The organism is Georgenia daeguensis (genome assembly GCF_039537705.1).
Taxonomy (GTDB): domain Bacteria; phylum Actinomycetota; class Actinomycetes; order Actinomycetales; family Actinomycetaceae; genus Georgenia; species Georgenia daeguensis.
This window is the reverse complement of record NZ_BAABBA010000002.1, coordinates 159,722-182,250: the sequence shown is the minus strand read 5'-3', so window position 1 is coordinate 182,250 and position 22,529 is coordinate 159,722. Positions and strand designations below refer to the sequence as shown.

The window sequence follows — 22,529 nt, the reverse complement described above, 5'->3', positions numbered from 1 at the left end:
GCTCGCCTGCGCGGCCCCGCGCCGGAGCGACCGGCACGGGGCCGTCGCGCTGCCCGGGGAAGTGTCCCCGGGGGCCGCCGCACGGCGGGGGCCCACCTACCGCCCGACCCAACCGTCCTGGAGAGATCTCTTGCGCCGTCGCCCCACCGTCCTGACCACTCTCGCGCTCGCCGCGGCCCTGACCCTCGCCTCGTGCGGGAGCAGCGAGGAGAACCCCGGCGGTGACGCCTCTGCCTCCGCAACCGCCTCCGCCGAGGCCACGCCGGCCGGCACCGAGCTGCCCGCGGTCGAGGGGGCGTTCGGCGAGGCCCCGACGATCGAGTTCCCCGGCTCCGGCGCGCCGGCCGAGCTCCAGTCCGAGGTTCTCCAGGAGGGCGACGGCGCCGAGGTCGGGGCCGACGACTTCGTCGTCGCGAACTACGTGGGGCAGGTCTGGGACGGCGAGGTCTTCGACAGCTCCTTCGAGCGCGGCGCGCCGGCGGGCTTCAGCCTCAACGGTGTGATCCAGGGCTGGAAGCAGGGGCTGACCGGCAAGCACGTGGGGGACCGCGTCCTCCTTTCGATCCCGGCCGAGCTCGGTTACCCCGAGGGCACGCCCGACGGGTCCGTGAAGCCGGGGGACACCCTCGTCTTCGTCGTCGACGTCGTCGACGCCTTCGCCCCCGACGTCAAGGGCCAGGCTGACGCCGCCCCTGTCGAGCCCGCACCGGACCTGCCCGTCACCGTCGAGGGCGGTCTCGGCGAGGAGGCCTCGATCTCCGTCAAGGAGGGCAGCCCCGAGCCGACGGAGCCCGCCGCCACCGTCATCGCGACCGGCACCGGCGAGCCCGTGCCCTCGGCGGCCGGGTCGACCGTGCTCGTGCAGTTCGGCGAGACGCTGTGGGACAACAGCCAGCAGAACTCCACGTGGGCCACGTCGGGCGTGACCTCGGTCACCATGGGCACCGGGAGCATCTTCGACATGCTCGCCGACGTGCCGGCCGGCTCCCGGGTCGTCCTGCAGATCCCGGGCAGCGCGGCGGCGGAGGGCGCCGAGGCGCAGCCGTCCCTGGCCGCCGTCGTCGACATCATCGACGTGGTTCCCGCGGGCTGACACCGCACGCACGACGGCCCGGCCGCCCCCTCCACGGGGCGGCCGGGCCGTCGTCGTCCGGGGGTGCGGATCGGCTCGGGACGAACCGGACGAAACGGCGTCGCGGATGCTGACGCGCCGACAGAACGCGGCAGCCACACCGCGGTCGGTGGGCGTTCCGGGGCCGGTTTCATGGATAAGGTAGGCGCGGAGGACGAAGGTCCCGTGCCCGCCCGCGCCCACACGGCGCCGGACCGGGGCACCGTCGGTCTCCCGCTCCACTCAGCACCGCGTCGGAAGGTCAGATCCCGTGCGTACCACGTCCAGGCACCAGGGCCGTAGCCCTGTTGTGCGCAGCATCGCCCTCGCGGGGTTGGTCGCCGTCACGGCGGCCGCCTGTGCACCGGCGGATCAGTTCCCCAGCGAGCCGGGCAAGGGCGTCGACGTCGGCTTCCTCCCGAGCGAGCGGGGCCTGACCGACAGGACCACCGGTCTGATCGACCTGTGGAACGGGTCGTGGATCGCCGCCCTCGCCGTCGGCGTGCTGGTGTGGGGCCTGACCATCTGGTGCATCGTCGCGTACCGCAAGCGCAAGAACGACGACCGCCTGCCGGTCCAGCTGCGCTACCACGTGCCGCTCGAGCTGATGTACACCGTGGTCCCGATCCTCATGATCGGCACGCTCTTCTTCTTCTCCAGCCGGGTCACGGCCGACTTCCAGGACGTCACGCCCGCCACGCAGGCGGCCGGCACCGACTCCGCGAGCGGCGAGATCCGCGACGACGCACAGGAGTCCGACCTCGAGATCGAGGTCTACGGCAAGCAGTGGAGCTGGGACTTCAACTACCTGACCGACGACGTCTACTACTCGGGGGACCGGGTCTCGCTGAACGGCGAGGAGGGCGTCGAGGAGACGCTCCCGACCCTGTACCTGCCGGTGGACGAGACGGTGACCTTCACCGTGAAGTCCCGCGACGTGGCCCACGCGTTCTGGATCCCCGCGTTCCTGTACAAGGTGGACCTCATCCCGGGCCGGACCAACACGTTCCAGGTGACCCCCCAGCAGGAGGGCGTCTTCTCCGGCAAGTGCGCCGAGCTCTGCGGCGAGTTCCACTCCGAGATGCTCTTCAACGTCGAGGTCGTCGACCGTGAGACCTACGACGCCAAGATGGCCGAGCTGCGTGACGCCGGCCAGACGGGCCGGCTCGGTGACGAGCTGAACCGCCAGTACCTCGTCGCGCAGGAGGACCAGAACTGATGGCGACCATCACCACCACCCGGCCCGACTATGTCCCCGGCCTGCGCCCGCAGCGGCAGAGCCTCGGACGGACGGTCATCAGCTGGGTGACGTCGACCGATCACAAGACGATCGGCTACATGTACATCGCCTCGGCGTTCGTGTTCTTCATGATCGGCGGCGTGCTCGCGCTGCTGATCCGTGCGGAGCTTTTCGAGCCGGGGATGCTGCTGCAGTCGAAGGAGCAGTACAACCAGCTCTTCACGATGCACGGCACGATCATGATGTTCCTGTTCGCGACGCCGCTGTTCACGGCGTTCGGCAACATCCTCGTGCCGGTCCAGATCGGTGCGCCGGACGTCGCCTACCCCCGCCTGAACATGTTCTCCTTCTGGCTGTTCAGCTTCGGCGGTCTGGTGACCATTGCCGGCTTCCTCACCCCGAAGGGAGCGGCCAGCTTCGGCTGGACGGCGTACACGCCGCTGTCCAACGCCACCTTCTCCCCGGGCCTGGGCGGGGACCTGTGGGTCCTCGGCCTGGCGATGACCGGTTTCGGCACGATCTTCGGCTCCGTCAACTTCATCGCCACGATCATCACGATGAGGGCCCCCGGCATGACGATGTTCCGGATGCCGATCTTCACCTGGAACATCCTCATCACCTCGATCCTGGCGCTGATGGCGTTCCCGGTGCTGGCCGCCGCCCTGTTCGGCCTGGCCGCTGACCGCATCCTCGGCGCGCAGATCTTCAACCCGGAGGCAGGCGGAGCGCTGCTGTGGCAGCACCTCTTCTGGTTCTTCGGCCACCCGGAGGTCTACATCATCGCGCTGCCGTTCTTCGGCATCGTCTCCGAGGTCATCCCGGTCTTCTCCCGCAAGCCCATCTTCGGGTACAAGGGCCTCGTCTTCGCCACCGTCGCCATCGCCGCCCTCTCCGTGACCGTGTGGGCGCACCACATGTTCACCACCGGCGGCGTGATGCTGGAGTTCTTCTCCCTGATGACGATGCTCATCGCGGTGCCCACCGGCGTGAAGTTCTTCAACTGGATCGGGACGATGTGGCGGGGGAAGCTCAGCTTCGAGACCCCGATGCTGTACTCCCTCGGCTTCCTGGTCACGTTCCTCTTCGGCGGCCTGACGGGCATCATCCTGTCCAGCCCGGCGATGGACTTCCAGGTCCACGACACCTACTTCGTGGTCGCCCACTTCCACTACGTCGTCTTCGGCACCGTGGTCTTCGCGATGTACGCCGGCTTCTTCTTCTGGTGGCCGAAGTGGACCGGGCGGATGCTCGACGAGAAGCTCGGCAAGATCCAGTTCTGGATCCTGTTCATCGGCTTCCACACCACGTTCCTCGTCCAGCACTGGCTCGGGGTCCAGGGCATGCCGCGCCGCTACGCCGACTACATGCCCGAGGACGGGTTCACGCTGTACAACCAGATCTCCACCGTCGGTGCCGTGCTGATCGCCGTCTCGACCCTGCCGTTCCTCTGGAACGTCTACATCACCCAGCGTGGGCCGCGGACCGTGTTCGTCGACGACCCGTGGGGCTTCGGCAACTCCCTCGAGTGGGCCACCGCCTCCCCGTTCCCCCGGCACAACTTCACCTCGCTGCCGCGGATCCGGTCGGAGCGCCCGGCCTTCGACCTCCACCACCCGGAGGTGGCCGCGATGGACCACCCCGAGCCCAACCGTGACCTCCTGGACTCGCTGTACGCGAGCCCTGAGGTCGCCGGCCGCGAACGCGTCATCACCGAGCGTTCGGTCCGCAACGACCAGGAAGGGACGCAGCGATGAGCCACCACGACGACGACCACGTGCCCGAGCAGGTCAAGCCCATGCGGGTGGAGGCCTGGCTCTTCAGTGCCGGGGTGCTCTTCTTCGTCCCGGTCGGGATCCTCTACGGGTTCGTGGCGGACTGGGAGCCGGTCGGCGTGGTCGGCTTCTTCCTCCTCGGGGCGATGTTCGCCCTCGCCGGCGGCTACATGTGGCTGACCGCGCGGCGGGTCGACCCGCGGCCGGAGGACAACCCGACGGCGGACATCGAGGACCGCGCGGGCGAGGTCGGCGTGTTCGCCCCGCACAGCTGGTGGCCGCTCGTGCTCGGCATCGCCGCGACGCTGGCGTTCGCCGGTCTGGCCCTCGGCTGGTGGATGGTCGGGATCGGCATCGTCGTCGGCCTGGTCGGACTCGTCGGCCAGCTCTTCGAGTTCTCCCGCGGCCAGCACGCGCACTGAGAATCTCCACCCGAGTGCCCCGGACCCCCGCGGTCCGGGGCACTCGTGCATCCTGGCTCGACCACCGTGGGCCTGGGTCAGGGTCTGGCGCCGTGCGTCCGTGCGTCCGTGCGTCCGTGCGTCCGTGCGTCCGTGCGTCCGTGCGTCCGTGCGTCCGTGCGTCCGTGCGTCCGTGCGTCCGTGCCTCCCGGGCCCGGCGCCTCTGCCGGCCTGCCGAACCGCACGTCCGGAACCTAGTCCCGCCCCAGGTGCCAGGGCGTCGAAAAGGCCCCCAGGAGCGTTCCTGGGGGCCTTCCGCGGCCGGCGCCTGGTCCCGGGTCGGCCGGGAGTCACAGGGCCCGTAGCCGGCGCGGTGAGCCGTGTCAGGCGGAGACGATGAGGCCCTTCGACTGAGCCGTCGCGGTCGCCAGGCGGGCGGCCACGTCCTGCCAGTTCACGATGTTCCAGAACGCCTTGACGTAGTCGGCCTTGACGTTGAGGTAGTCGAGGTAGAAGGCGTGCTCCCACATGTCCAGCATGAGCAGCGGGATGACGCCGACCGGCACGTTGCCCTGCTGGTCGAAGAGCTGGAAGATCACGAGCTTGCCCGAGACGGAGTCGTACGCGAGCACGGACCAGCCGGAGCCCTGGATGCCCGTGGCGTTGGCGCTGAAGTGGCCGACGAACCCGTCGAACGTGCCGAAGGAGTCCTTGATCGCCTCGGCGAGCTCACCCTCGGGCTGGCCGCCGCCCTCGGGGGAGAGGTTCTTCCAGAAGATCGAGTGGTTCGTGTGACCGCCGAGGTTGAACGCGAGGTTCTTCTCGAGCAGGTTCACCGCGGCGAAGTCGCCCTTCTCACGAGCCTCGGCCATCTTCTCCAGCGCGGTGTTGGCACCATCCACGTACGTCTTGTGGTGCTTGTCGTGGTGCAGCTCCATGATCTTGCCGCTGATGTGCGGCTCGAGGGCGCTGTAGTCGTACGGAAGGTCGGGCAGCGTGTAGACGGCCATGGATGTCCTCCTGTGCTCTTGCGGCACCCGTGCGGCGCCGCGCTGGTGTTTGGTTCCGGGTCGCCCCGGTCACATGGTCCAACCTATTCGCTCGCGCGTTGTTCCCGCCCGTCCACCAGGTGGACGCACGGCGTCCGTTTGGAGACGGACACGGACGCTCCGACCACCGCCCCGGGGTCCAACCACAGCCGCAGATACGACGCGCGAGCCTCGCTGCCACCGGTCAGGCCGTCACCACCGGAACAGACCGCCTGCACCGGGAGCGACCTGCGTAGGGAGTCGCCTGCACGGAGAGCCGCCTGCACCGCGGCCCTTGCGCCGGGGAACGCCGACGGCGGCCGGCCCCCGCAGGGACCGGCCGCCGTCGTGAATGCGGGTTCTAGCGCCGCTCTGAGCGTGCCAGCGTGGCCACCGAGCCACCCGCCGCGCTCTCGGCGTCGCCGCTGCCGTGAGTCGTCGAGGGGAAGTGGTCGAGCGCGACGGCGCCGCCGCGGATGCCCTCGGCGTGATGCCCGGTCTCCTCGAGCTCGCCGTGGTGGCCTGCGGCCGCCAGCTCCGCCGGGGTCACGGGCTCGATGCGGTCCTCGTAGAAGAACCGGGACAGCTTGTGCCGGAAGGAGTCCGCCCGGTAACCGGGGCGAGCAACACCGTTGCGGTCGGTCGCCGGCTCGATCTCGATCGGACGCTTCGCCTCGTGGGCGACGAGGATCCAGCGCTCGTGGTCCGTGAGCGGCTTGTGCACCTCCATGAACGCCCCGTTGGGCATCTGGACGACGCGACCGGTCTCGTGGCCGTGCAGGGCGAGCTCGCGGTCCCGGCGCTGCAGGCCGAGGCAGATCCGCTTGGTCACGACGAACAGCACCACCGGCAGCACGAAGAACAGGATGCGGAACGCCCACGTGATGTCGTTGATGGAGAGGTGGAAGTGCGTCGCCATCAGGTCGTTCGACCCCGCGAGGACGAGGATGACGAACGCGCTGAGCCAGGCCACGCCGAGGGCGGTGCGGACCGGGACGTTGCGCGGCCGGTCGAGCACGTGGTGCTCGCGGACGTCCTTCGTGGCGGCCGCCTCGAGGAACGGGTAGATGGCCATGAACGTGAACAGCAGACCGGGGATGACCACGCCGGGGATGAGGATGTTCAGGGACAGCGTGTAGCCGCCGATCACGACCTCCCAGCCCGGCATCAGCCGAAGGCCGCCCTCGAGGAACAGCATGTACCAGTCAGGCTGGGCGCCCGCCGAGACGGGGGAGGGGTCGTAGGGCCCGTAGTTCCACACGTTGTTGATCGCGATCAGCGCGCCCATGAGGGCGATGAAGCCGAACACGATGAAGAAGTAGCCGGCCATCTTGGCGACGTAGACCGGGAAGGCGGGATAGCCGACCACGTTGTTGTCGGTGCGCCCGACGCCGGGGTACTGGGTGTGCTTGTGCACAACCATGAGGATCAGGTGCACGGTCACCAGGGCGATGATCAGGCCCGGGATGAGCAGGATGTGCACCGTGAACAGGCGCGGGACAATGTCCGTGCCCGGGAACTCTCCGCCGAAGAGCCCGTAACTCGCGTAGGAGCCGATGATCGGGATCGCCTTGGCCACGCCGTCGGCGATGCGCAGACCGTTGCCGGACAGCACGTCGTCGGGCAGCGAGTAGCCGGAGAAGCCGGCGAGCAGGCCCAGGATCAGCATGGTGAAACCGACGAGCCAGTTGATCTCGCGGGGTTTGCGGAACGCGCCGGTGAAGAAGATGCGCATCATGTGCGTGACGATCGCCGCCATGAAGATCAGCGCGGCCCAGTGGTGCATCTGCCGCATGAGCAGACCACCCTTGACCTCGAAGGACATGTAGACCGTCGAGGCGTAGGCCGCGGACATCTCCATCCCCTGGTGGGACACCGGGAGGGCGTCCTCAGGGTAGGTGGTGTGCGTCATGGACGGCTCGAAGAACATCGTCATGAACAGACCCGTGAGGATCAGCACGACGAAGCTCCACAGCGCGATCTCGCCGAGCAGGAAGGACCAGTGCTCGGGGAAGATCTTCCGGGAGATGAAGCGGACGGCCTTGCCGACGCCGACGCGCGAGTCGAGAAGGTCTGCGGTGCCCCGCATCGCCTTCGAGGGCTGGTACTCGCCCGACGGCTGGGCCGTGGGCGTGGAGGCGGAGATGCTCACTTCAGGCGCTCCCAGTAGCTCGGGCCGACCGGCTCGTTGAAGTCGCTGCGGGCGACGAGGTAACCCTCGTCGTCGACGGCGATAGGCAGCTGCGGCAGGGGCCGCTTGGCCGGGCCGAAGACGACCTTGGCCTGGTCGGTGATGTCGAAGGTCGACTGGTGGCACGGGCACAGCAGGTGGTGGGTCTGCTGCTCGTAGAGCGCCACCGGGCAACCCACGTGGGTGCAGATCTTCGAGTAGGCGACGATGCCGTCGTAGGACCAGTCCTGACGGTCGGCGGGCTCCTTGAGGATCGTGGGGTCGAGGCGCACCAGGAGGACGACGGCCTTGGCCTTCTCCTCGTAGAAATGCTCCGCCTCGTTGAGGCCGTGGGGGATGACGTGGAAGACCGAGCCGATGGTGACGTCGGCGGCCTTGATGGGGGTGTCGGTCGGGTCGATCGCGAGCCGGCGTCCCAGGGACCCGTCGGGCAGCTGCCCGGAGAACTCCTCCGGGGTCTCGCCCCACAGGGTGTGACGGAACTTGCTGACGTTCCAGTCCCCGCCGAGGTTCCCCACGAGCGGGACGAGGAACGGGAGCGGCGCGAGGGCCGCGGCGCCCGCGACGGCGCCCTTGAGGACGGGACGCCGGCCGATGCCGGAGTCCTCCACACCGTGCTGCATCATGTCGGCGGCGACCTGGCGGGTCTCCGCGTCCGAGCGCTGGGGGTGGCGCTCCTCGATGTACTCGACGTTCGACATGAGCGTCTTGGCCCAGTAGATGGCGCCGACGCCGATGCCGAGCATGCCCACGCCCAGGCCGAGGCCCAGGATGAGGTTGGAGAGCCGCACGCTGCCGAGGGTGGAGTCGAGCGGGATGACGAAGTAGGCGACGACCGCCACGACGGAGGCCAGGGCGGAGATCGCGAAGATCAGCGCGACCTGGCGCTCCGCCCGCTTGGCGGCGCGGGGGTCGAGGTCCGCGAGGCGTCCGCGGTGCTCCGGCAGGCCGGGGTTCTCGAACCGCTCGGGCTGCTGCGCCGCAGGCGGCGCGACTTGCTGGTCAGTGCTCACGAGGACTTCGCTCCGATCCACACGGCGGCCGCGATGAGCCCGCCGATTCCCACGATCCAGACCCACAGGCCCTCGGCCACCGGGCCGAGCGAGCCGAGGGTGATGCCGCCCACGGAGGTCTCGCGCTGCTCCATGAGGTAGGCGATGATGTCCTGCTTGCCCTGGGGGTCGATGTTCGCCTCGTTGAAGACGGGCATGGACTGCGGGCCCGTGAGCATCGCCTCGTAGATCTCGGTGGGGGTCGAGTCGTAGAGGGCGGGGGCGTACTTGCCCTCGCTCAGGGCGCCGCCGGCGCCGACGGCGTTGTGGCACATGGCGCAGTTGGTGCGGAAGAGCGCCAGCCCGTTGGCGGGGTCTCCGCCGGCGGGGTCGACCTGCTCGGCGGTCGGGATCTGCGGGCCCGGGGCCAGGGAGGCGACGTAGGCCGCAACCTGGCTGATCTGCTCGGCGTCGAACTGGGGCGGCTTGACCTCGGCCTGGGGCGAGTTGTTGGCCATGGGCATGCGCCCGGTCGCCATCTGGAAGTCCACCGACGCGGCGCCGACCCCGATGAGCGACGGCGCGATGTCCGTGCCTTCCGCGTCGAGGCCGTGGCAGGTGGAGCAGTTGGCCTCGAACAGCGCCTTGCCGGCCTCCACGTCCTGCGCGTTGCCGGTGGCGGCGGTCGCAGGCTTGGGGGCCAGCACGGCATACAGCGCGCCGGTCAGGATCAGGGCGAGCAGCACGAGGACGGCCGGTGCGTACCGGTTCCTCCTGCTGGCGGCGAGTGCCTTCACGATGGGACGTCCTCGTTCGGGTCGAAGTGAATAGCTGGCAATAGGGCTGAGATAAGGGGAACTACTGGACGAGCGCGTAGTCGAGCACGTAGATGACGAAGAACAGACCGATCCACACGACGTCGACGAAGTGCCAGTAGTACGAGGTCACGACCGCGCGGCCGGCCTCGAGGTGACCGAACCGGCGCGCTGCGAACGAGCTGGCGAGGACGTAGAGGAAGGCGATGAGGCCGCCGATCACGTGCAGGGCGTGGAAGCCCGTCGTGATGTAGAAGACCGAGCCGTACGTGCTGTTGGAGATCGTCAGGCCGTGCTGGATGAGCTCGGCGTACTCCGTGACCTGGCCGGCGACGAAGACGGCACCCATGAGGAACGTCAGGGTGTACCACTCCTGCATCCCCCAGCGGGCGACGTTCAGGAGGGAGCCGGTCCGCCGCGCCTGGAAGCGCTCCGCCGCGAACACGCCCATCTGGCACGTCACCGAGCTGAGCACCAGGATCGTGGTGTTGCCCAGGGCGAAGGGGAAGTTGAGCACGCTGGAGTGCTCGGCCCACGCCTCGGGACCGGCCACGGACCGGTGCGTGAAGTACATGGCGAAAAGGCCCGCGAAGAACATCAGCTCGCTGGACAGCCAGACCATGACGCCGACGGAGAGCGTGTTCGGCCTGGTGACTGCCACGGGGGCAGAGCTTCGGGCAGCAGTAGTTGACGACACGCTGTCATTATGGCGCAGATCGGGGCGGTTCTGGCCACCTGCCCGATGCGCGAGTCTCGCCGCGGAGGCCCTTCGAGCGTAGTTCCGCGGAAAGGTCGACCTCACCCGACCTTGGTCCCGGCACGCCGGTGGTCCGGTCCGCGCGGAATGTCCGGATCCGCGGCCCGGGCGGGCCGGGGTGGGGGAGCGAGCGGACGACCCTCACGCGGCGGCTGCCCGCCCCTGTCACTTCGGTTCTGACAGGGTGCCGACGGTGCCGAGCCGCGGACGGTTCCCGTGGGGAGAGGGCCCCGGCACTAGCATGAGGGCGAGGGTGGGCGACCCGTGTCGCCGGGACCCTGATGACGAGAACCCACCGGGGCGGCTGCGAGCCGTCCCACACCTGCCTGGAGGACGACGATGACCAGCACCGAGATCGGCCACGCGGCTGCGGCGACCGAGCCGGAGACCGTCGACCTGCTGATCTACAGCGACGACGTCGACACACGACGGGCGGTCATCGAGGCCGTCGGCCGGCGTCCCGGCAAGGGGCTGCCCCTGGTGCGTTGGACGGAGTCGGCCACCCACGCCGGCGTCGTCAAGAAGGTGGAGGAGGGCAGCTTCGCCCTCCTGGTGCTCGACGGCGAGGCCGCCAAGGTCGGTGGCATGGGGATCTCGCGCCAGCTCAAGAACGAGATCTTCGAGTGCCCGCCGATCCTCATCCTCACGGCCAGGCCCCAGGACCAGTGGCTGGCCACGTGGGCCGACGCCGACGCCGTCGTCTCCGCCCCGCTCGACCCCATCGCCCTCCAGGAGGCGGTGGCCGGACTGCTGCGCGCCGGGCGGCGCGAGCAGTGAGCGCGGAGCTCACCGGGACCGACGCCGAGGCCGCGCCCAGCTGGCCGGATCTCATCGCCCGGCTCGTCGCCCGGCAGAACCTCACCGCGGCGCAGACCGGGTGGGCGATGGACCAGGTCATGACGGGCCAGACCACGCCCGCCGTGCTCGCGGGGTTCCTCATCGGTCTGGCGACCAAGGGTGAGACCGTCGACGAGCTGCGCGGCCTCGCCGACACGATGCTCGCGCACGCCGAGCCGATCGACGTCCCGGGCGCGGACGTGGTCGACATCGTGGGCACCGGCGGCGACCGGCTGCACACGGTGAACATCTCCACCATGGCCTCGCTCGTCATCGCGGCCGCCGGGGTCGGTGTGGTGAAGCACGGGAACCGTGCCTCCAGCTCGTCCTCCGGCTCCGCGGACGTGCTCGAGGCCCTCGGCGTGGACCTGAACCTGCCGATCCCCAGGGTGGAGCAGGTCTTCCGCGAGCTGCGTATCACGTTCTGCTTCGCGAACCTCTTCCACCCGTCCATGCGGCACGCGGCCACCACCCGGCGCGAGCTGGGCGTCGGCACCGCCTTCAACGTGCTCGGGCCGCTGACCAACCCCGCACGGCCCCGGGCGGGGGCGATCGGGGTCTCCAACGCCGCCACCGCACCGCTCGTGGCTGGCGTGCTGGCGAGCCGGGGCACGGACGCGCTGGTCTTCCGCGGGCAGAACGGGCTGGACGAGCTCAGCGCCACGGTCCTGAACGAGGTGTGGGAGGTCCGGGACGGGCAGGTCGTGGAGCACACTCTCGACGCGGTCGCCGAGCTCGGGCTGGCTCCGGCCACCGTTGCCGACCTGCGCGGCCGGGACGCCCAGTACAACGCGAGCGTCGCCCGCCGGGTGCTCGCGGGCGAGCCCGGACCCGTGCGTGAGGCCGTCCTGCTCAACGCCGCGGGGGCGCTCGTGGCGCACGGCTCGTTGGCCGGGACCGAGCCCGGCGCCGGCACGCTGGTCGAGCGGCTGCGGGCGGGCCTGGAGCACGCCGCGCGCGCGGTCGACTCCGGGGCCGCCGCCGACCTCCTCGACCGGTGGGTCCAGCTCACGCGCTGACGTGGCCGCGGCACTCAACCGCTGCCGCCGCTGACGACGACGCGCCCGTTCCCGCGACTCGCGGGTACGGGCGCGTTGCTGCTGCCGAGGCCGACGGCACCGGTGCAGGCGTCCGGGGACTGCGTCAGTCCAGCCCGATGTGGAAGGCCTGCTCCAGGTCGTGGCGCGAGTAGGCCTGGAACGCGATGTAGGTCTGCGTGCGGATCACTCCCTCGACCTTGCTGAGCTTGTCCGCGATGACGGAGGCGAGGTCCTCGTGCTCGCGGACGCGGGCCAGGGCGATCAGGTCGATGTCACCGGTCACCGAGTACACCTCGCTGATGCCATCGAGCTCGGCCACCTCCTGGGCGACCTCGGGGATCCGGGCGGCGTCGGCGTCGATGAGCACGATGGCGGTCAGCATGGTGGGCTCCTAGCGGGTGGCGTGGGGGCCGCCCGCGCGCAGCGCGCGCGGGCGGACCGGGACGGTCCCCATCATCCTCTGCCCGGGACCTGGTGTCTCGCAGCGCCGCGCACGGGGCACGCGAGCGGGACGGGCCCCTCCTCGAGGCTGACCAGGCGCACGCCCGTCTGCTCGAGCCAGCGGGCGACGAGCTCGGTCTCCTCCACCGGCGCCGCGCCGCACGCGGTCGCCGGGGCGGGGACGGCCTCGCCCCCGGTCGTCAGGGAGCCCACCACGGCCATGGGGTCCGTGCCTCTCGGGCTGACGGCGCTGCCGGCGAGGCGCCCGTACCGGACCAGGACGATCTCCCAGCCGCCCTCGTCACGGCGGCGGGCGGCCACGATCTCCGGCGTCGTGACGAGCGGCCGCAGCCGCTCGGCGCGGCGCGCTCCCTGCAGGAGCGACGCGAGACGGTCGCGCTGGGTGCCCGCCTCCTCGTAGCGCTGCTGCGCGGCGAGGGCGGCGATCTTCGCGCGCAGCGCCTGCACGGCGGCGTCCACGTCGGCGCGCAGCGCCCGCCGCGCCGACGAGATCGACACGGCGTACTCCGTGCGGTCCTGGCCGCCCACGCACGGCGCGCCGCAGCGCGACATCTCCGCCAGCACGCAGGAGCTGGCGCCCGGGCGCGCGGTCACCGGGAGCTTGGGCGTGCACCGGCGCACGGTGGAGATCTCCTGGAGCGCCTCCATCGCCGCCTCGGCCGCGCTGCGGGAGCTGAACGGGCCCAGGGCCTCGCCCATGACCGTCGCCGGGAGGCGCCGCACGACGCTCAGGCGCGGGAAGGGCTCGTCGGTCAGCCGGAGCCAGGGTCGGCGGTCGGGGCGCCGGGACCGCCGGTTGTACGGCGGGTCCAGCTCGGCGATGAGGCGCAGCTCGCGCACCTGCGCCTCGAGCACGGTCGCGCACGGCACGGGGCGCACCGCGACCGCGATGTCGAGCATCTCCCCGATCCGGGCACGCTTCTCGGCGGCCGTGAAGTACTGGCGCACCCGTCGGCGCAGGTTCACCGCCGTCCCCACGTAGAGCACCTCGCCGTTGGGGCCGAGGAACTGGTAGACGCCCGGGGACTCCGGGAGGCCGTCCGCCATCGAGGACTTGCGGCGCCGTCGCTGGGGGACCGGGTCGGTGGCCGTGCGCAGGTCCTCCAGGTGGGTCACGCCGAGCGGCGCCATCCGTCCCAGGAGCGCGTGGAGCACGTCGACGGTCGCGCGGGCGTCGTGCAGCGCGCGGTGGTCTGGGGTGACCGCAGTCGAGAAGAGCGCGGCCAGGGTGGAGAGCTTGTGGTTGGGCGCCTCGTCCCGCGTGACCACCCGCCGGGCGAGCGCGACCGTGTCGAGCACCTGAGGGTGCGGCCACGCCAGACCCATGCGCTCCGTGGCGTGCCGCAGGAACCCGACGTCGAAACGGGCGTTGTGCGCCACGAGCACCGTGCCGGCGCCGAACCCGGCGAACTCCAGGAACGAGGGGAGCGCCTCCCCGATCCGCGGTGCCTGGACGACCATCGCGTTGGTGATGCCGGTCAGCACGGTGATCATCGGCGGGATCGCGAGGCCCGGGTTCACGAGGGTCTGGAACTCGCCGAGGACCTCACCGCCGCGCACCTTCACGGCACCGATCTCGGTGATCTCCGCGGTCGCCGGCGAGCCGCCGGTGGTCTCGAGGTCGACCACCACGAAGGTCACCTCGTGCAGCGGTGTGCCGATCTCGTCCAGGCCGAGCTGGACGGGTGCACCGGTGCCGTCCGCGGCGCGGGTGGCGTCGTCGAGGGGGAGACGTCGACCCGGTGGGACGTCCAGCAGGGCGGTGGGCATGGCCGTCACGCTACGTCCGGCCACTGACACGCCGGCCGCGACCCGCCGCGCCGGGCCCGTCCCCTCGGGAAAAGACTGGCCCGCCCCCGGCGAAGGGGACGGGCCCGCCCCCGCGAAGGGGACGGGCCCGCGGCAGGCCGGAGCGGCGCCGTCAGGCGGACGCGGCCCCGGCGGCCCGGGTGGCGGCCGCGCTGGCGTAGAACTCGTCGACGGTGCCGGCGAACTCGCTCAGGACGACGTTGCGCTTCACCTTGAGCGAGGGCGTGAGGTAGCCGTTGTCGACCGTGAAGTCGACGTCGAGGACGTGGAAGGCCCGGATCTGCTCGGCGCGGGAGACCTTGGTGTTCGCCCGGTCGACCGCCATCTGCAGGTGCTCGCGCACGAACGCGTCACGTGCGGCCTCCTGGACCGTCAACGGCTCCTTGCCGTGGTTGCTCAGCCAGCCCGGCAGCATCTCGGCGTCGAGGGTGATGAGGGCACCGATGAACGGACGCTGGTCGCCGACGACGACGCACTGGGACACGAGCGGGTGGGCGCGGATGGCGTCCTCCAGCGGCGCCGGCGCGACGTTCTTGCCGGCGGCGGTGACGATGATCTCCTTCTTGCGACCCGTGATCCGCAGGTAGCCGTCCTCGTCCATGGAGCCGATGTCGCCGGTGTGGAACCACCCGTCCACGAGCGCCTCCGCCGTCGCCTCCGGGTTGTTGTGGTAGCCGCGGAAGACCGGGATGCCCTTGGCGAGGATCTCGCCGTCGGGGGAGATCCGGATCGAGGTGCCGGGCATGGGCGGGCCGACCGTGCCGATCTTGATCTTCTCGGGACGGACCACGTTGGTCGGCGCCGTCGTCTCTGTCAGGCCGTAGCCCTCGAGCACGACAAGCCCGACGCCCCGGTAGAAGTGGCCGAGCCGCTCGCCCAGCGGCGCCCCGCCGGAGACGGCGTACTGGGCCTGCCCGCCGAGGGCAGCCCGGATCTTGGACAGCACGAGCTTGTCGGCCACCCGGTGCTGCGCCCTGAGGGCCGCCGAGGGACCGCCCGGGGTGTCGAGCGCACGGGAGTAGCTGATGGCCACCTTCGCCGACCAGCGGAAGATCTTCGTCTTCAGGCCGCCGCCCGTGCGCTGCTCGACGCCGTTGTAGACCTTCTCCCACACGCGCGGCACGGACAGGATGAAGGTGGGCCGGAAGGTCGCGAAGTCGGCGACCGCCTGCTTGGTGTCCGGCGTGTGGCCCAGCGGCTTCCCGGCCAGGAGGACGAGGACCTCGACGAACCGCGCGAAGACGTGGGCGAGGGGGATGAAGAGGAGCGAGCGGGCGTTCGGGGGCTGGAGCACGACGGCGAGGGCGTCGATCGCCTCGAGGGAGAGCTCGACGAAGTTGCCGTGGGTGAGCTCGGCACCCTTCGGGCGTCCGGTCGTGCCGGAGGTGTAGATGATGGTGGCGAGGTCGGCCAGCCCGACCGCCGCGCGCCGGGCGGCGAGCTCGTCGTCGGGCACGTCACGGCCGAGCTCGGCGAGGGTGTCCAGGGCGCCGTCGTCGATCTGCCAGACGTCGCGCAGCACGGGCAGCCCGCCGTCGACGTCTCGCGCCTGCTCCACGGTCGCCGCGTTGTCCGCGTTCTCGACGACGGCGACCACGCACGCCGCGTCCGAGAGGATCCACTGCGCCTGCTCGGGCGAGCTCGTCTCGTACACGGGCACGGGCACCGCACCGGCGTGCCAGGCGGCGAGGTCGACGAGCGTCCACTCGAGCCGGGTGCGGGACATGATGGCGACCCGGTCGCCGAGCCCCACCCCGGCCGCGATCAGGCCCTTGGCGATCTCCTCGACGCGCGCGAGGGTCCAGGTGGCGTCGTAGCGCACCCACTCCTCGCCGACCTTCTGCTCGTAGAGCACCTGGCCCGGGCGTTCGCGGGCGTGGTCGACCAGGTAGTCGGTGATGCTGCGCGAGGGGTCGACCTCGACGCGGCGGGGGGTGGTGAACTCGTCCATGCTGTCTCCGTCGGCAGGGGTGGCGTTGGCTCACACTATCGGCCGGCGGGCCGGTGCGGCGTGGCTCTCGACCCGAACACGCCGGGACCGCAAGGATGCCGCTCACGAGCGAAGAGAGATGAGGCGAGATGCTGACCATCGGTGTCGACATCGGCGGGACCAAGATCGCGGCCGGGGTCGTCGACGAGGAGGGCCGGGTGCTGGCCGCGGACAGGTTCCCGACCGACCCGACCGACCCGACCGCCATCGAGAACGCGGTCGTCGCGGCCGTGGCGCAGCTGCGCCAGGGCCGGGACGTGGGCGGGGTCGGGGTGGCCGCCGCCGGTTACATCAGCCCGCGGCGCGACGGCGTGGTCTTCGCGCCGAACATCGCCTGGCGCGACTACCCGCTGCGCGACCGGCTCGCGCGCGGCGTCGACCTGCCCATCGTCATCGAGAACGACGCCAACGCCGCCGGCTGGGCGGAGTTCCGGTTCGGCAGCGGCCGCGCCGTCGAGAACATGGTGATGCTCACGGTGGGGACCGGGCTGGGCGGGGCGATCATCGCCGACGGCCACCTGCTGCGCGGGGCGTTCGGGGCGGCGGGTGAGATCGGCCACATGGAGATGGTCCCGCACGGCCACTACTGCGGCTGCGGTCATGAGGGCTGCTGGGAGATGTACGCCTCCGGCCGGGCCCTGGCCCGGGCGGCGCGCAACGCCGCCGTGGCGTACCCCGACCGGGCCGGCGCGCTCGTCGCGGCGGCCGGCGGGCCGGGGCAGAAGATCAAGGGCACGCACGTCACCGAGGCGGCGGCCGCCGGCGACGAGCTGTCGGTCGAGCTGCTCGCGAACCTCGGCGAGTGGCTGGGGGCGGGCATCGCGGACCTGGCCGCGATCGTCGACCCCGAGCTCGCCGTCGTCGGCGGTGGCGTGGTCGCGGCCGGCGACCTCCTTCTCGAGCCCGCTCGCGAGTCCTTCCGCCGCAACCTCACCGCGCGCGGGTTCCGCGGCGAGCTGCGGATCGAGGCCGCGACGCTCGGCAACGAGGCGGGGATGATCGGCGCGGCGGACCTGGCCCGGTACTGACGCCGCCGGCGCCGGGACCGGGCCCGCCCGACGGCGTCGTCAGACGACGGCGCCGTCGCCGGGGCCGCGGTCCTCGGGCCGGGCCGGCATCCGCCACAGCAGCAGGCCGACCCCACCGAGCAGCGCGACCGCCAGCAACGCCATGACCCAGCTCGGCACCGAGGGGTCGAGGACGAACAGCAGCAGGCCGACCACGAGCGAGCCGATCGTCGCCACCCAGCCCAGGGTGAGCGCGGGATCGGCGTGGGTGAGCGGCTCCGGCTCGGGCGGGACGAACCCGTCGATCCCGGAGGAGGGGTCCTCGTCGTCCTCCCGCCCCGGCCCCGGCTCGTAGTCCCGCGGTCCCGGGGCGGCGGCCGGCCGGGGCGCCAGCGGCGGCTCCGGCGGGACCGCCGTCGAGGGGCTCAGCTCGTCCTCGGACGGGACGTGAAGCTCGCCCAGGTCGGCCGTCAGCTCCGCCCAGCGCGCGGCGACGGTCGCGTCGTCGAGCGGCTCCTCGCCGTCGGGAACGCCGTCACGAGTGGGTCCGGCCATGACATGCACTCTAGAGTGAGTCCGTGTTCTACCGGCTGATGAAGGCGACCCTCGGGACGATCCTGCGGGTCTTCTACCAGCCATGGATCCGTGGGGTGGAGAACATCCCCGGCTCGGGCCCGGCGATCCTCGCCTCGAACCACCTCGCGGTCATCGACTCGTTCTTCCTGCCGCTGATGATCCCGCGGGAGGTCGTCTTCCTGGGCAAGCAGGACTACTTCACGGGCAAGGGCCTCAAGGGGCGATTCGTCGCCGCGTTCATGCGCGGGGTGGGGACCATCCCGGTGGACCGCGCCGGCGGCAAGGCGTCCGAGGCCGCGCTGCTGACGGGTCTGCGACGGCTGCGGGAGGGCGGCCTGTTCGGCATCTACCCCGAGGGCACCCGCAGTCCCGACGGGCGCCTGTACCGCGGCAAGACCGGCGTGGCACGGCTGGCGCTGGAGTCCGGTGCGCCGGTGGTGCCGGTCGCCATGATCGGCACCAACATCGCCCAGCCGATCGGCAAGCGGATCCCCAAGATGCACCGGATCGGGGTCGTCGTCGGCCGTCCGCTGGACTTCTCGCGCTACCGCGGCCTGGAGAACGACCGCTTCGTGCTCCGCGCCATCACCGACGAGATCATGTACGAGCTCATGCGGCTGTCGGGCCAGGAGTACGTCGACGTCTACGCCGCCACCGTGAAGAACCGGTTGGCGGCGGCGAAGAAGGACGCGGGGCGCCCCGACGTCGCCGAGGGTGCCGTCGGCGCACCGGGCGGTCGCCCCGTGCCGGCCACGGAGGTGCCGACGCCCACGCCCGAGGACGGCGGCATCCCCGCGGTCGAGGGCGAACCCGCCCCGTCCGGCGACGGCGGAGCAGCCGTGCACGCCGCCGTGACGCCCTCGCCGGGCGCTGCCGCGCCGGGCCGGGCGTCCCGCGAGGCGGGCAGCCCGCGCGCCTAGGATGACCGGGGGCCGCGGCACGACGCCGTGGGCCCGGCCGTGCGCCCGTCGGCGGCGGCTCCTGTACCAGCACTACGGAAGGTTCCCGATGTCGGTCCGTCGCGTCGCCCTGCTCACCGCCGGTGGGTTCGCCCCCTGCCTGTCCTCCGCCGTCGGCGGGCTGATCGAGCGCTACACGGAGATCTCGCCCGAGGTGGAGATCGTCGCCTACCAGAACGGTTACCACGGCCTGCTGACCGGCACCAAGGTGGTCGTGGACGACGAGGCCCGCCGGCACGCCGGGGTCCTGCACCGCTTCGGCGGCAGCCCCATCGGCAACTCGCGCGTCAAGCTCACCAACGCGAAGGACCTCGTCAAGCGCGGCCTGGTCAAGGAGGGGCAGAACCCCCTGGAGGTCGCGGCGGAGCAGCTGCGCGCCGACGGTATCGACGTGCTGCACACCATCGGCGGCGACGACACCAACACCACGGCCGCCGACCTCGCCGCCTACCTCGAGGACAACGGCTACCACCTCACGGTGGTCGGGCTGCCCAAGACGATCGACAACGACATCGTCCCGATCCGGCAGTCCCTCGGCGCCTGGACGGCGGCCGAGGAGGCCAGCGAGTTCGCGCAGAACATCATCGGCGAGCACCGCGTGAGCCCGCGCATGCTCATCGTCCACGAGGTCATGGGCCGGCACTGCGGCTGGCTCACCGCCGCCGCCGCGCGTTCCTACCGCACCTGGCTCGACACGCAGGAGTGGGTGCCCAGCATCGGCCTGAGCCGCGAGCGGTGGGACATCCACGCCGTCTTCCTGCCCGAGACGAAGATCGACATCGAGGGCGAGGCCCGCCGCCTGCGCGGGGTGATGGACGAGCTCGGCAACGTGAACATCTTCCTCTCCGAGGGGGCCGGCGTGCCGGAGATCGTCGCCGAGCTCGAGGCCAAGGGCGAGGAGGTCGAGCGCGACCCCTTCGGCCACGTCAAGCTGGACACGATCAACCCGGGCGCCTGGTTCGCCAAGCAGTTCGCCGAGCTCATCGGCGCCGAGAAGGTCATGGTGCAGAAGAGCGGGTACTTCTCGCGGTCCTCGCGCGCGAACGCCGAGGACCTGCGCCTCATCAAGTCGATGGTGGACCTCGCCGTCGAGTGCGCCCTCAAGGGCGAGTCGGGCGTCATCGGCCACGACGAGGAGGACGGCGACCGGCTCAAGGCCGTCCCGTTCCCGCGCATCGCCGGGGGCAAGGCCTTCGACATCGACCAGGACTGGTTCCGCGAGCTCATGGCCGGCATCGGCCAGAGCGTCGAGGCGGCCGCGCCCGCAGCGCACTGACCCGCCGGCGGTCCGTCGGGCGCCGGCTCGGTCTCACCGCCGGTGCCCGGCGCCGCCGAGGATCGAGCACCCCGCACCGCCGTCGAGCGCAGCGACACCACGAGCGCTGCAGGTTCGCCTGCAGCGCTCGTGGTGTCGAGGGCGCGGTCGCGGGCCGCGGGGCACGGCCCGCGGCGGCCGGTCCGTGGACGCCGTCCGTCTCAGCCCTCGGCGCCGCCTATCCTGTCCGGGTGAGTATCGAGGCGACACCGGAGGTCCTGAGCGGCCTCCAGCACTGGCGCGAGCTCCCCGCCGCGCAGCAGCCCCAGTGGCCGGACGAGGGTGAGCTGGCCCGGGTGACCACCGAGCTGCGTGAGTTCCCGCCGCTGGTCTTCGCCGGCGAGGCGGACAGCCTGCGCGAGAAGCTGGCGATGGCGGCGCGCGGCGAGGCGTTCCTGCTCCAGGGCGGAGACTGCGCGGAGACGTTCGCGGAGTCCACCGCGGACCGGATCCGGAACAAGATCCAGACGATCCTGCAGATGGCCGCCGTCCTCACCTACGGCGCCAGCCTCCCGGTCATCAAGATGGGCCGCATGGCCGGTCAGTACGCCAAGCCGCGCAGCTCGGACCAGGAGACGCGGGACGGGACCACCCTGCCGGCCTACCGCGGCGACGCCGTCAACGGCCACCCCTTCACCGAGGCGGACCGCACGCCGGACCCGCGGCGCCTGCTCGGCGCCTACCAGCGTTCGGCGACGACGATCAACCTCATCCGCGCCTTCACCAACGGCGGCTTCGCCGACCTGCGCCTGGTGCACCAGTGGAACCGCGGCTTCACCGCCAACCCCGCCTACGCGCGCTACGAGGTGCTGGCCGCGGAGATCGACCGGGCGATGCGGTTCATGCGTGCGGCGGGCGTCGACTTCGAGGCGCTGCGCACCGTGGACTTCTACACCTCCCACGAGGCGCTGCTCCTGGAGTACGAGGCGGCCATGACCCGCATCGACTCGCGCACGGGCGACCCGTACAACACCTCCGCGCACTTCCTGTGGATCGGCGAGCGCACCCGTCAGCTCGACGGCGCCCACGTCGACCTGCTCTCGAGGGTCCGCAACCCGATCGGGGTCAAGCTCGGCCCGACGACGACGGCGGACGACGCCCTGGCACTCATGGACAGGCTCACCCCCGACGGCGAGCCGGGCCGGCTCACCTTCATCACGCGCATGGGCGCCGGCAAGATCCGCGACGTCCTGCCCGGGCTGGTCGAGCGGGTCACCGCCGACGGGCGCCCCGTGACGTGGGTGTGCGACCCGATGCACGGCAACACCATCACGTCCCCGTCCGGGTACAAGACCCGCGAGCTGGCGACCGTCCTGGACGAGGTGCACGGCTTCTTCGAGGTGCACCAGGCGCTCGGGACCGTGCCGGGCGGGCTGCACGTGGAGCTCACCGGCGACGACGTCACCGAGGTGCTCGGAGGCAGCGAGGAGGTCGACGAGGCCGCCCTCGCGCGCCGCTACGAGACTCTGGTCGACCCGCGCCTGAACCACCAGCAGTCGCTGGAGATGGCGTTCGACGTCGCAGAGATGCTGCGGGGCTACTAGACGGCGCACAACGGAGAGGACCGCGGGGGGAACGGTGGAGCACGACGGGGTGCAGGAGCACGCCATGGGCGCGGGCATGGCGGACCTGCCGCGCCTGCCCGCCGACCGGTTCCTGCCCCCGGGGCAGCGGCTGGTCGCCGAGGCGCCCGTCATGCACTACGGGCCCGTGCCGCGCCGTCGTCCGGAGCGCTGGCGGCTCACGGTGGGGGGCGCGACGGCGGACGGCGCGGAGCACGCGCTGACGTATCAGCAGGTGCTGGCGCTGGCGCCCCTCGAGGTCACCGCGGACCTGCACTGCGCCACCGGCTGGTCCTCGGTGGACGAGCGCTGGTCCGGGGTCGCGGCCCGCGGCGTCGTCGAGCTGGCACCGCCGCGCGAGGACGTCGAGCACGTCCTGGTGTTCGCCGAGTACGGCTACGCGGCGACGGTGCGCCTGGAGGACCTGGTCTCGCCCCGCGCCGTGCTGGCCACCCACCACGGCGGCGAGCCGCTCAGCGACGAGCGCGGCGGCCCGCTGCGGCTGATCCTTCCCCACCTGTACTCCTGGAAGGGGCCCAAGTGGCTCCGGGGCTGGAACTACCTCACCGAGGTCGAGCGCGGGTTCTGGGAGTCCCGCGGCTACCACCTGCGCGGGGACGCGTGGCGCGAGGAGCGGTACTCGCACGAGGAGTGAGACCCGCGGT

20 protein-coding genes are annotated in these 22,529 nt (G+C 71.5%); 11 read left to right on the top strand and 9 right to left on the bottom strand.

The features are described from left to right. Positions 1–130 precede the first annotated feature (130 nt). From ABD774_RS02525 to ABD774_RS02510, 4 genes are all read left to right on the top strand, one after another. The gene (locus tag ABD774_RS02525) at positions 131–1,093 is read left to right on the top strand and encodes an FKBP-type peptidyl-prolyl cis-trans isomerase (RefSeq protein WP_345037279.1); all 963 of its coding nucleotides are present in this window, start codon (positions 131–133) and stop codon (positions 1,091–1,093) included. 328 nt (positions 1,094–1,421) lie between these two features. Further along, entirely contained in the window at positions 1,422–2,330 is a 909-nt protein-coding gene (coxB, locus tag ABD774_RS02520) for a cytochrome c oxidase subunit II (RefSeq protein WP_345037276.1), read from the top strand. Next, complete coding sequence (gene ctaD / locus ABD774_RS02515; protein WP_345037274.1) at positions 2,330–4,105, top strand: aa3-type cytochrome oxidase subunit I; 1,776 nt, start codon at positions 2,330–2,332, stop codon at positions 4,103–4,105. The genes coxB and ctaD overlap by 1 nt, the downstream gene beginning before the upstream one ends. Then, the gene (locus ABD774_RS02510; protein WP_425554436.1) at positions 4,102–4,545 is read left to right on the top strand and encodes a cytochrome c oxidase subunit 4; all 444 of its coding nucleotides are present in this window, start codon (positions 4,102–4,104) and stop codon (positions 4,543–4,545) included. Before ctaD ends, ABD774_RS02510 begins: the two co-directional genes overlap by 4 nt. A gap of 362 nt (positions 4,546–4,907) precedes the next feature. Here the strand turns inward: ABD774_RS02510 and ABD774_RS02505 are convergent, their stop codons facing one another. The 5 genes from ABD774_RS02505 to ctaE form a co-directional block, all read right to left on the bottom strand. Next, entirely contained in the window at positions 4,908–5,534 is a 627-nt protein-coding gene (locus ABD774_RS02505; RefSeq protein WP_345037271.1) for a superoxide dismutase, read from the bottom strand. 379 nt (positions 5,535–5,913) lie between these two features. After that, positions 5,914–7,641 carry a cytochrome bc1 complex cytochrome b subunit gene (gene qcrB, locus ABD774_RS02500; protein ID WP_345037650.1) on the bottom strand — a complete coding sequence of 576 codons (1,728 nt, stop codon included), beginning with the start codon at positions 7,639–7,641 and terminating at the stop codon, positions 5,914–5,916. A 59-nt stretch (positions 7,642–7,700) separates the two neighbouring features. Beyond that, complete coding sequence (qcrA, locus tag ABD774_RS02495) at positions 7,701–8,756, bottom strand: cytochrome bc1 complex Rieske iron-sulfur subunit (RefSeq protein WP_345037269.1); 1,056 nt, start codon at positions 8,754–8,756, stop codon at positions 7,701–7,703. Beyond that, entirely contained in the window at positions 8,753–9,532 is a 780-nt protein-coding gene (gene qcrC / locus ABD774_RS02490; protein ID WP_345037266.1) for a cytochrome bc1 complex diheme cytochrome c subunit, read from the bottom strand. Before qcrC ends, qcrA begins: the two co-directional genes overlap by 4 nt. Positions 9,533–9,593: 61 nt before the next feature. After that, positions 9,594–10,211, bottom strand: a complete 618-nt coding sequence (gene ctaE, locus ABD774_RS02485) for an aa3-type cytochrome oxidase subunit III (RefSeq protein WP_248256044.1) — start codon at positions 10,209–10,211, stop codon at positions 9,594–9,596. A 435-nt stretch (positions 10,212–10,646) separates the two neighbouring features. Here ctaE and ABD774_RS02480 point away from each other — a divergent pair, with 435 nt between their 5' ends. Together ABD774_RS02480 and trpD are read left to right on the top strand one after the other, a co-directional pair. Continuing rightward, the gene (locus ABD774_RS02480; RefSeq protein ID WP_345037262.1) at positions 10,647–11,084 is read left to right on the top strand and encodes a response regulator transcription factor; all 438 of its coding nucleotides are present in this window, start codon (positions 10,647–10,649) and stop codon (positions 11,082–11,084) included. Next, positions 11,081–12,163, top strand: coding sequence for an anthranilate phosphoribosyltransferase (gene trpD, locus ABD774_RS02475; RefSeq protein ID WP_345037260.1), 1,083 nt, complete (start codon positions 11,081–11,083; stop codon positions 12,161–12,163). The genes ABD774_RS02480 and trpD overlap by 4 nt, the downstream gene beginning before the upstream one ends. Before the next feature lie 124 nt (positions 12,164–12,287). On the opposite strand, the gene ABD774_RS02470 is transcribed toward trpD, so the two are convergent. From ABD774_RS02470 to ABD774_RS02460, 3 genes are all read right to left on the bottom strand, one after another. Continuing rightward, the gene (locus tag ABD774_RS02470) at positions 12,288–12,566 is read right to left on the bottom strand and encodes an Lrp/AsnC family transcriptional regulator (RefSeq protein WP_345037257.1); all 279 of its coding nucleotides are present in this window, start codon (positions 12,564–12,566) and stop codon (positions 12,288–12,290) included. A 71-nt stretch (positions 12,567–12,637) separates the two neighbouring features. Beyond that, positions 12,638–14,416 carry a DEDD exonuclease domain-containing protein gene (locus tag ABD774_RS02465; protein WP_345037255.1) on the bottom strand — a complete coding sequence of 593 codons (1,779 nt, stop codon included), beginning with the start codon at positions 14,414–14,416 and terminating at the stop codon, positions 12,638–12,640. 151 nt (positions 14,417–14,567) lie between these two features. After that, complete coding sequence (locus ABD774_RS02460; RefSeq protein ID WP_345037252.1) at positions 14,568–16,406, bottom strand: AMP-dependent synthetase/ligase; 1,839 nt, start codon at positions 16,404–16,406, stop codon at positions 14,568–14,570. 128 nt (positions 16,407–16,534) lie between these two features. Between ABD774_RS02460 and ABD774_RS02455 the strand changes: the two genes are divergently transcribed. Further along, positions 16,535–17,473 carry an ROK family glucokinase gene (locus tag ABD774_RS02455; protein WP_345037250.1) on the top strand — a complete coding sequence of 313 codons (939 nt, stop codon included), beginning with the start codon at positions 16,535–16,537 and terminating at the stop codon, positions 17,471–17,473. Between the two features lie 39 nt (positions 17,474–17,512). Here the strand turns inward: ABD774_RS02455 and ABD774_RS02450 are convergent, their stop codons facing one another. Then, positions 17,513–18,007 carry a hypothetical protein gene (locus ABD774_RS02450; protein ID WP_345037247.1) on the bottom strand — a complete coding sequence of 165 codons (495 nt, stop codon included), beginning with the start codon at positions 18,005–18,007 and terminating at the stop codon, positions 17,513–17,515. Positions 18,008–18,030: 23 nt separating this feature from the next. Here ABD774_RS02450 and ABD774_RS02445 point away from each other — a divergent pair, with 23 nt between their 5' ends. From ABD774_RS02445 to ABD774_RS02430, 4 genes are all read left to right on the top strand, one after another. After that, entirely contained in the window at positions 18,031–18,948 is a 918-nt protein-coding gene (locus ABD774_RS02445; protein ID WP_345037245.1) for a 1-acyl-sn-glycerol-3-phosphate acyltransferase, read from the top strand. A gap of 88 nt (positions 18,949–19,036) precedes the next feature. Then, the gene (locus ABD774_RS02440; RefSeq protein ID WP_345037243.1) at positions 19,037–20,263 is read left to right on the top strand and encodes a pyrophosphate--fructose-6-phosphate 1-phosphotransferase; all 1,227 of its coding nucleotides are present in this window, start codon (positions 19,037–19,039) and stop codon (positions 20,261–20,263) included. Positions 20,264–20,493: 230 nt separating this feature from the next. Further along, positions 20,494–21,846, top strand: coding sequence for a class II 3-deoxy-7-phosphoheptulonate synthase (locus tag ABD774_RS02435; RefSeq protein WP_345037241.1), 1,353 nt, complete (start codon positions 20,494–20,496; stop codon positions 21,844–21,846). Positions 21,847–21,922: 76 nt separating this feature from the next. Beyond that, positions 21,923–22,519 (top strand): molybdopterin-dependent oxidoreductase, encoded by a 597-nt coding sequence (locus ABD774_RS02430; RefSeq protein WP_486327258.1) that lies wholly within the window; start codon positions 21,923–21,925, stop codon positions 22,517–22,519. Positions 22,520–22,529: the final 10 nt, after the last annotated feature.

Bases quoted from the DNA above. Each gene is read 5' to 3' on its own strand.
- ctaD (WP_345037274.1), top strand. From the start codon at position 2,330: ATGGCGACCATCACCACCACCCGGCCCGACTATGTCCCCGGCCTGCGC.
- ABD774_RS02510 (WP_425554436.1), top strand. From the start codon at position 4,102: ATGAGCCACCACGACGACGACCACGTGCCCGAGCAGGTCAAGCCCATG.
- ABD774_RS02505 (WP_345037271.1), bottom strand. From the start codon at position 5,534: ATGGCCGTCTACACGCTGCCCGACCTTCCGTACGACTACAGCGCCCTC.
- qcrB (WP_345037650.1), bottom strand. From the start codon at position 7,641: ATGCGGGGCACCGCAGACCTTCTCGACTCGCGCGTCGGCGTCGGCAAG.
- ABD774_RS02480 (WP_345037262.1), top strand. From the start codon at position 10,647: ATGACCAGCACCGAGATCGGCCACGCGGCTGCGGCGACCGAGCCGGAG.
- ABD774_RS02470 (WP_345037257.1), bottom strand. From the start codon at position 12,566: ATGCTGACCGCCATCGTGCTCATCGACGCCGACGCCGCCCGGATCCCC.
- ABD774_RS02465 (WP_345037255.1), bottom strand. From the start codon at position 14,416: ATGCCCACCGCCCTGCTGGACGTCCCACCGGGTCGACGTCTCCCCCTC.
- ABD774_RS02460 (WP_345037252.1), bottom strand. From the start codon at position 16,406: ATGGACGAGTTCACCACCCCCCGCCGCGTCGAGGTCGACCCCTCGCGC.
- ABD774_RS02455 (WP_345037250.1), top strand. From the start codon at position 16,535: ATGCTGACCATCGGTGTCGACATCGGCGGGACCAAGATCGCGGCCGGG.
- ABD774_RS02450 (WP_345037247.1), bottom strand. From the start codon at position 18,007: ATGGCCGGACCCACTCGTGACGGCGTTCCCGACGGCGAGGAGCCGCTC.
- ABD774_RS02440 (WP_345037243.1), top strand. From the start codon at position 19,037: ATGTCGGTCCGTCGCGTCGCCCTGCTCACCGCCGGTGGGTTCGCCCCC.
- ABD774_RS02430 (WP_486327258.1), top strand. From the start codon at position 21,923: ATGGCGGACCTGCCGCGCCTGCCCGCCGACCGGTTCCTGCCCCCGGGG.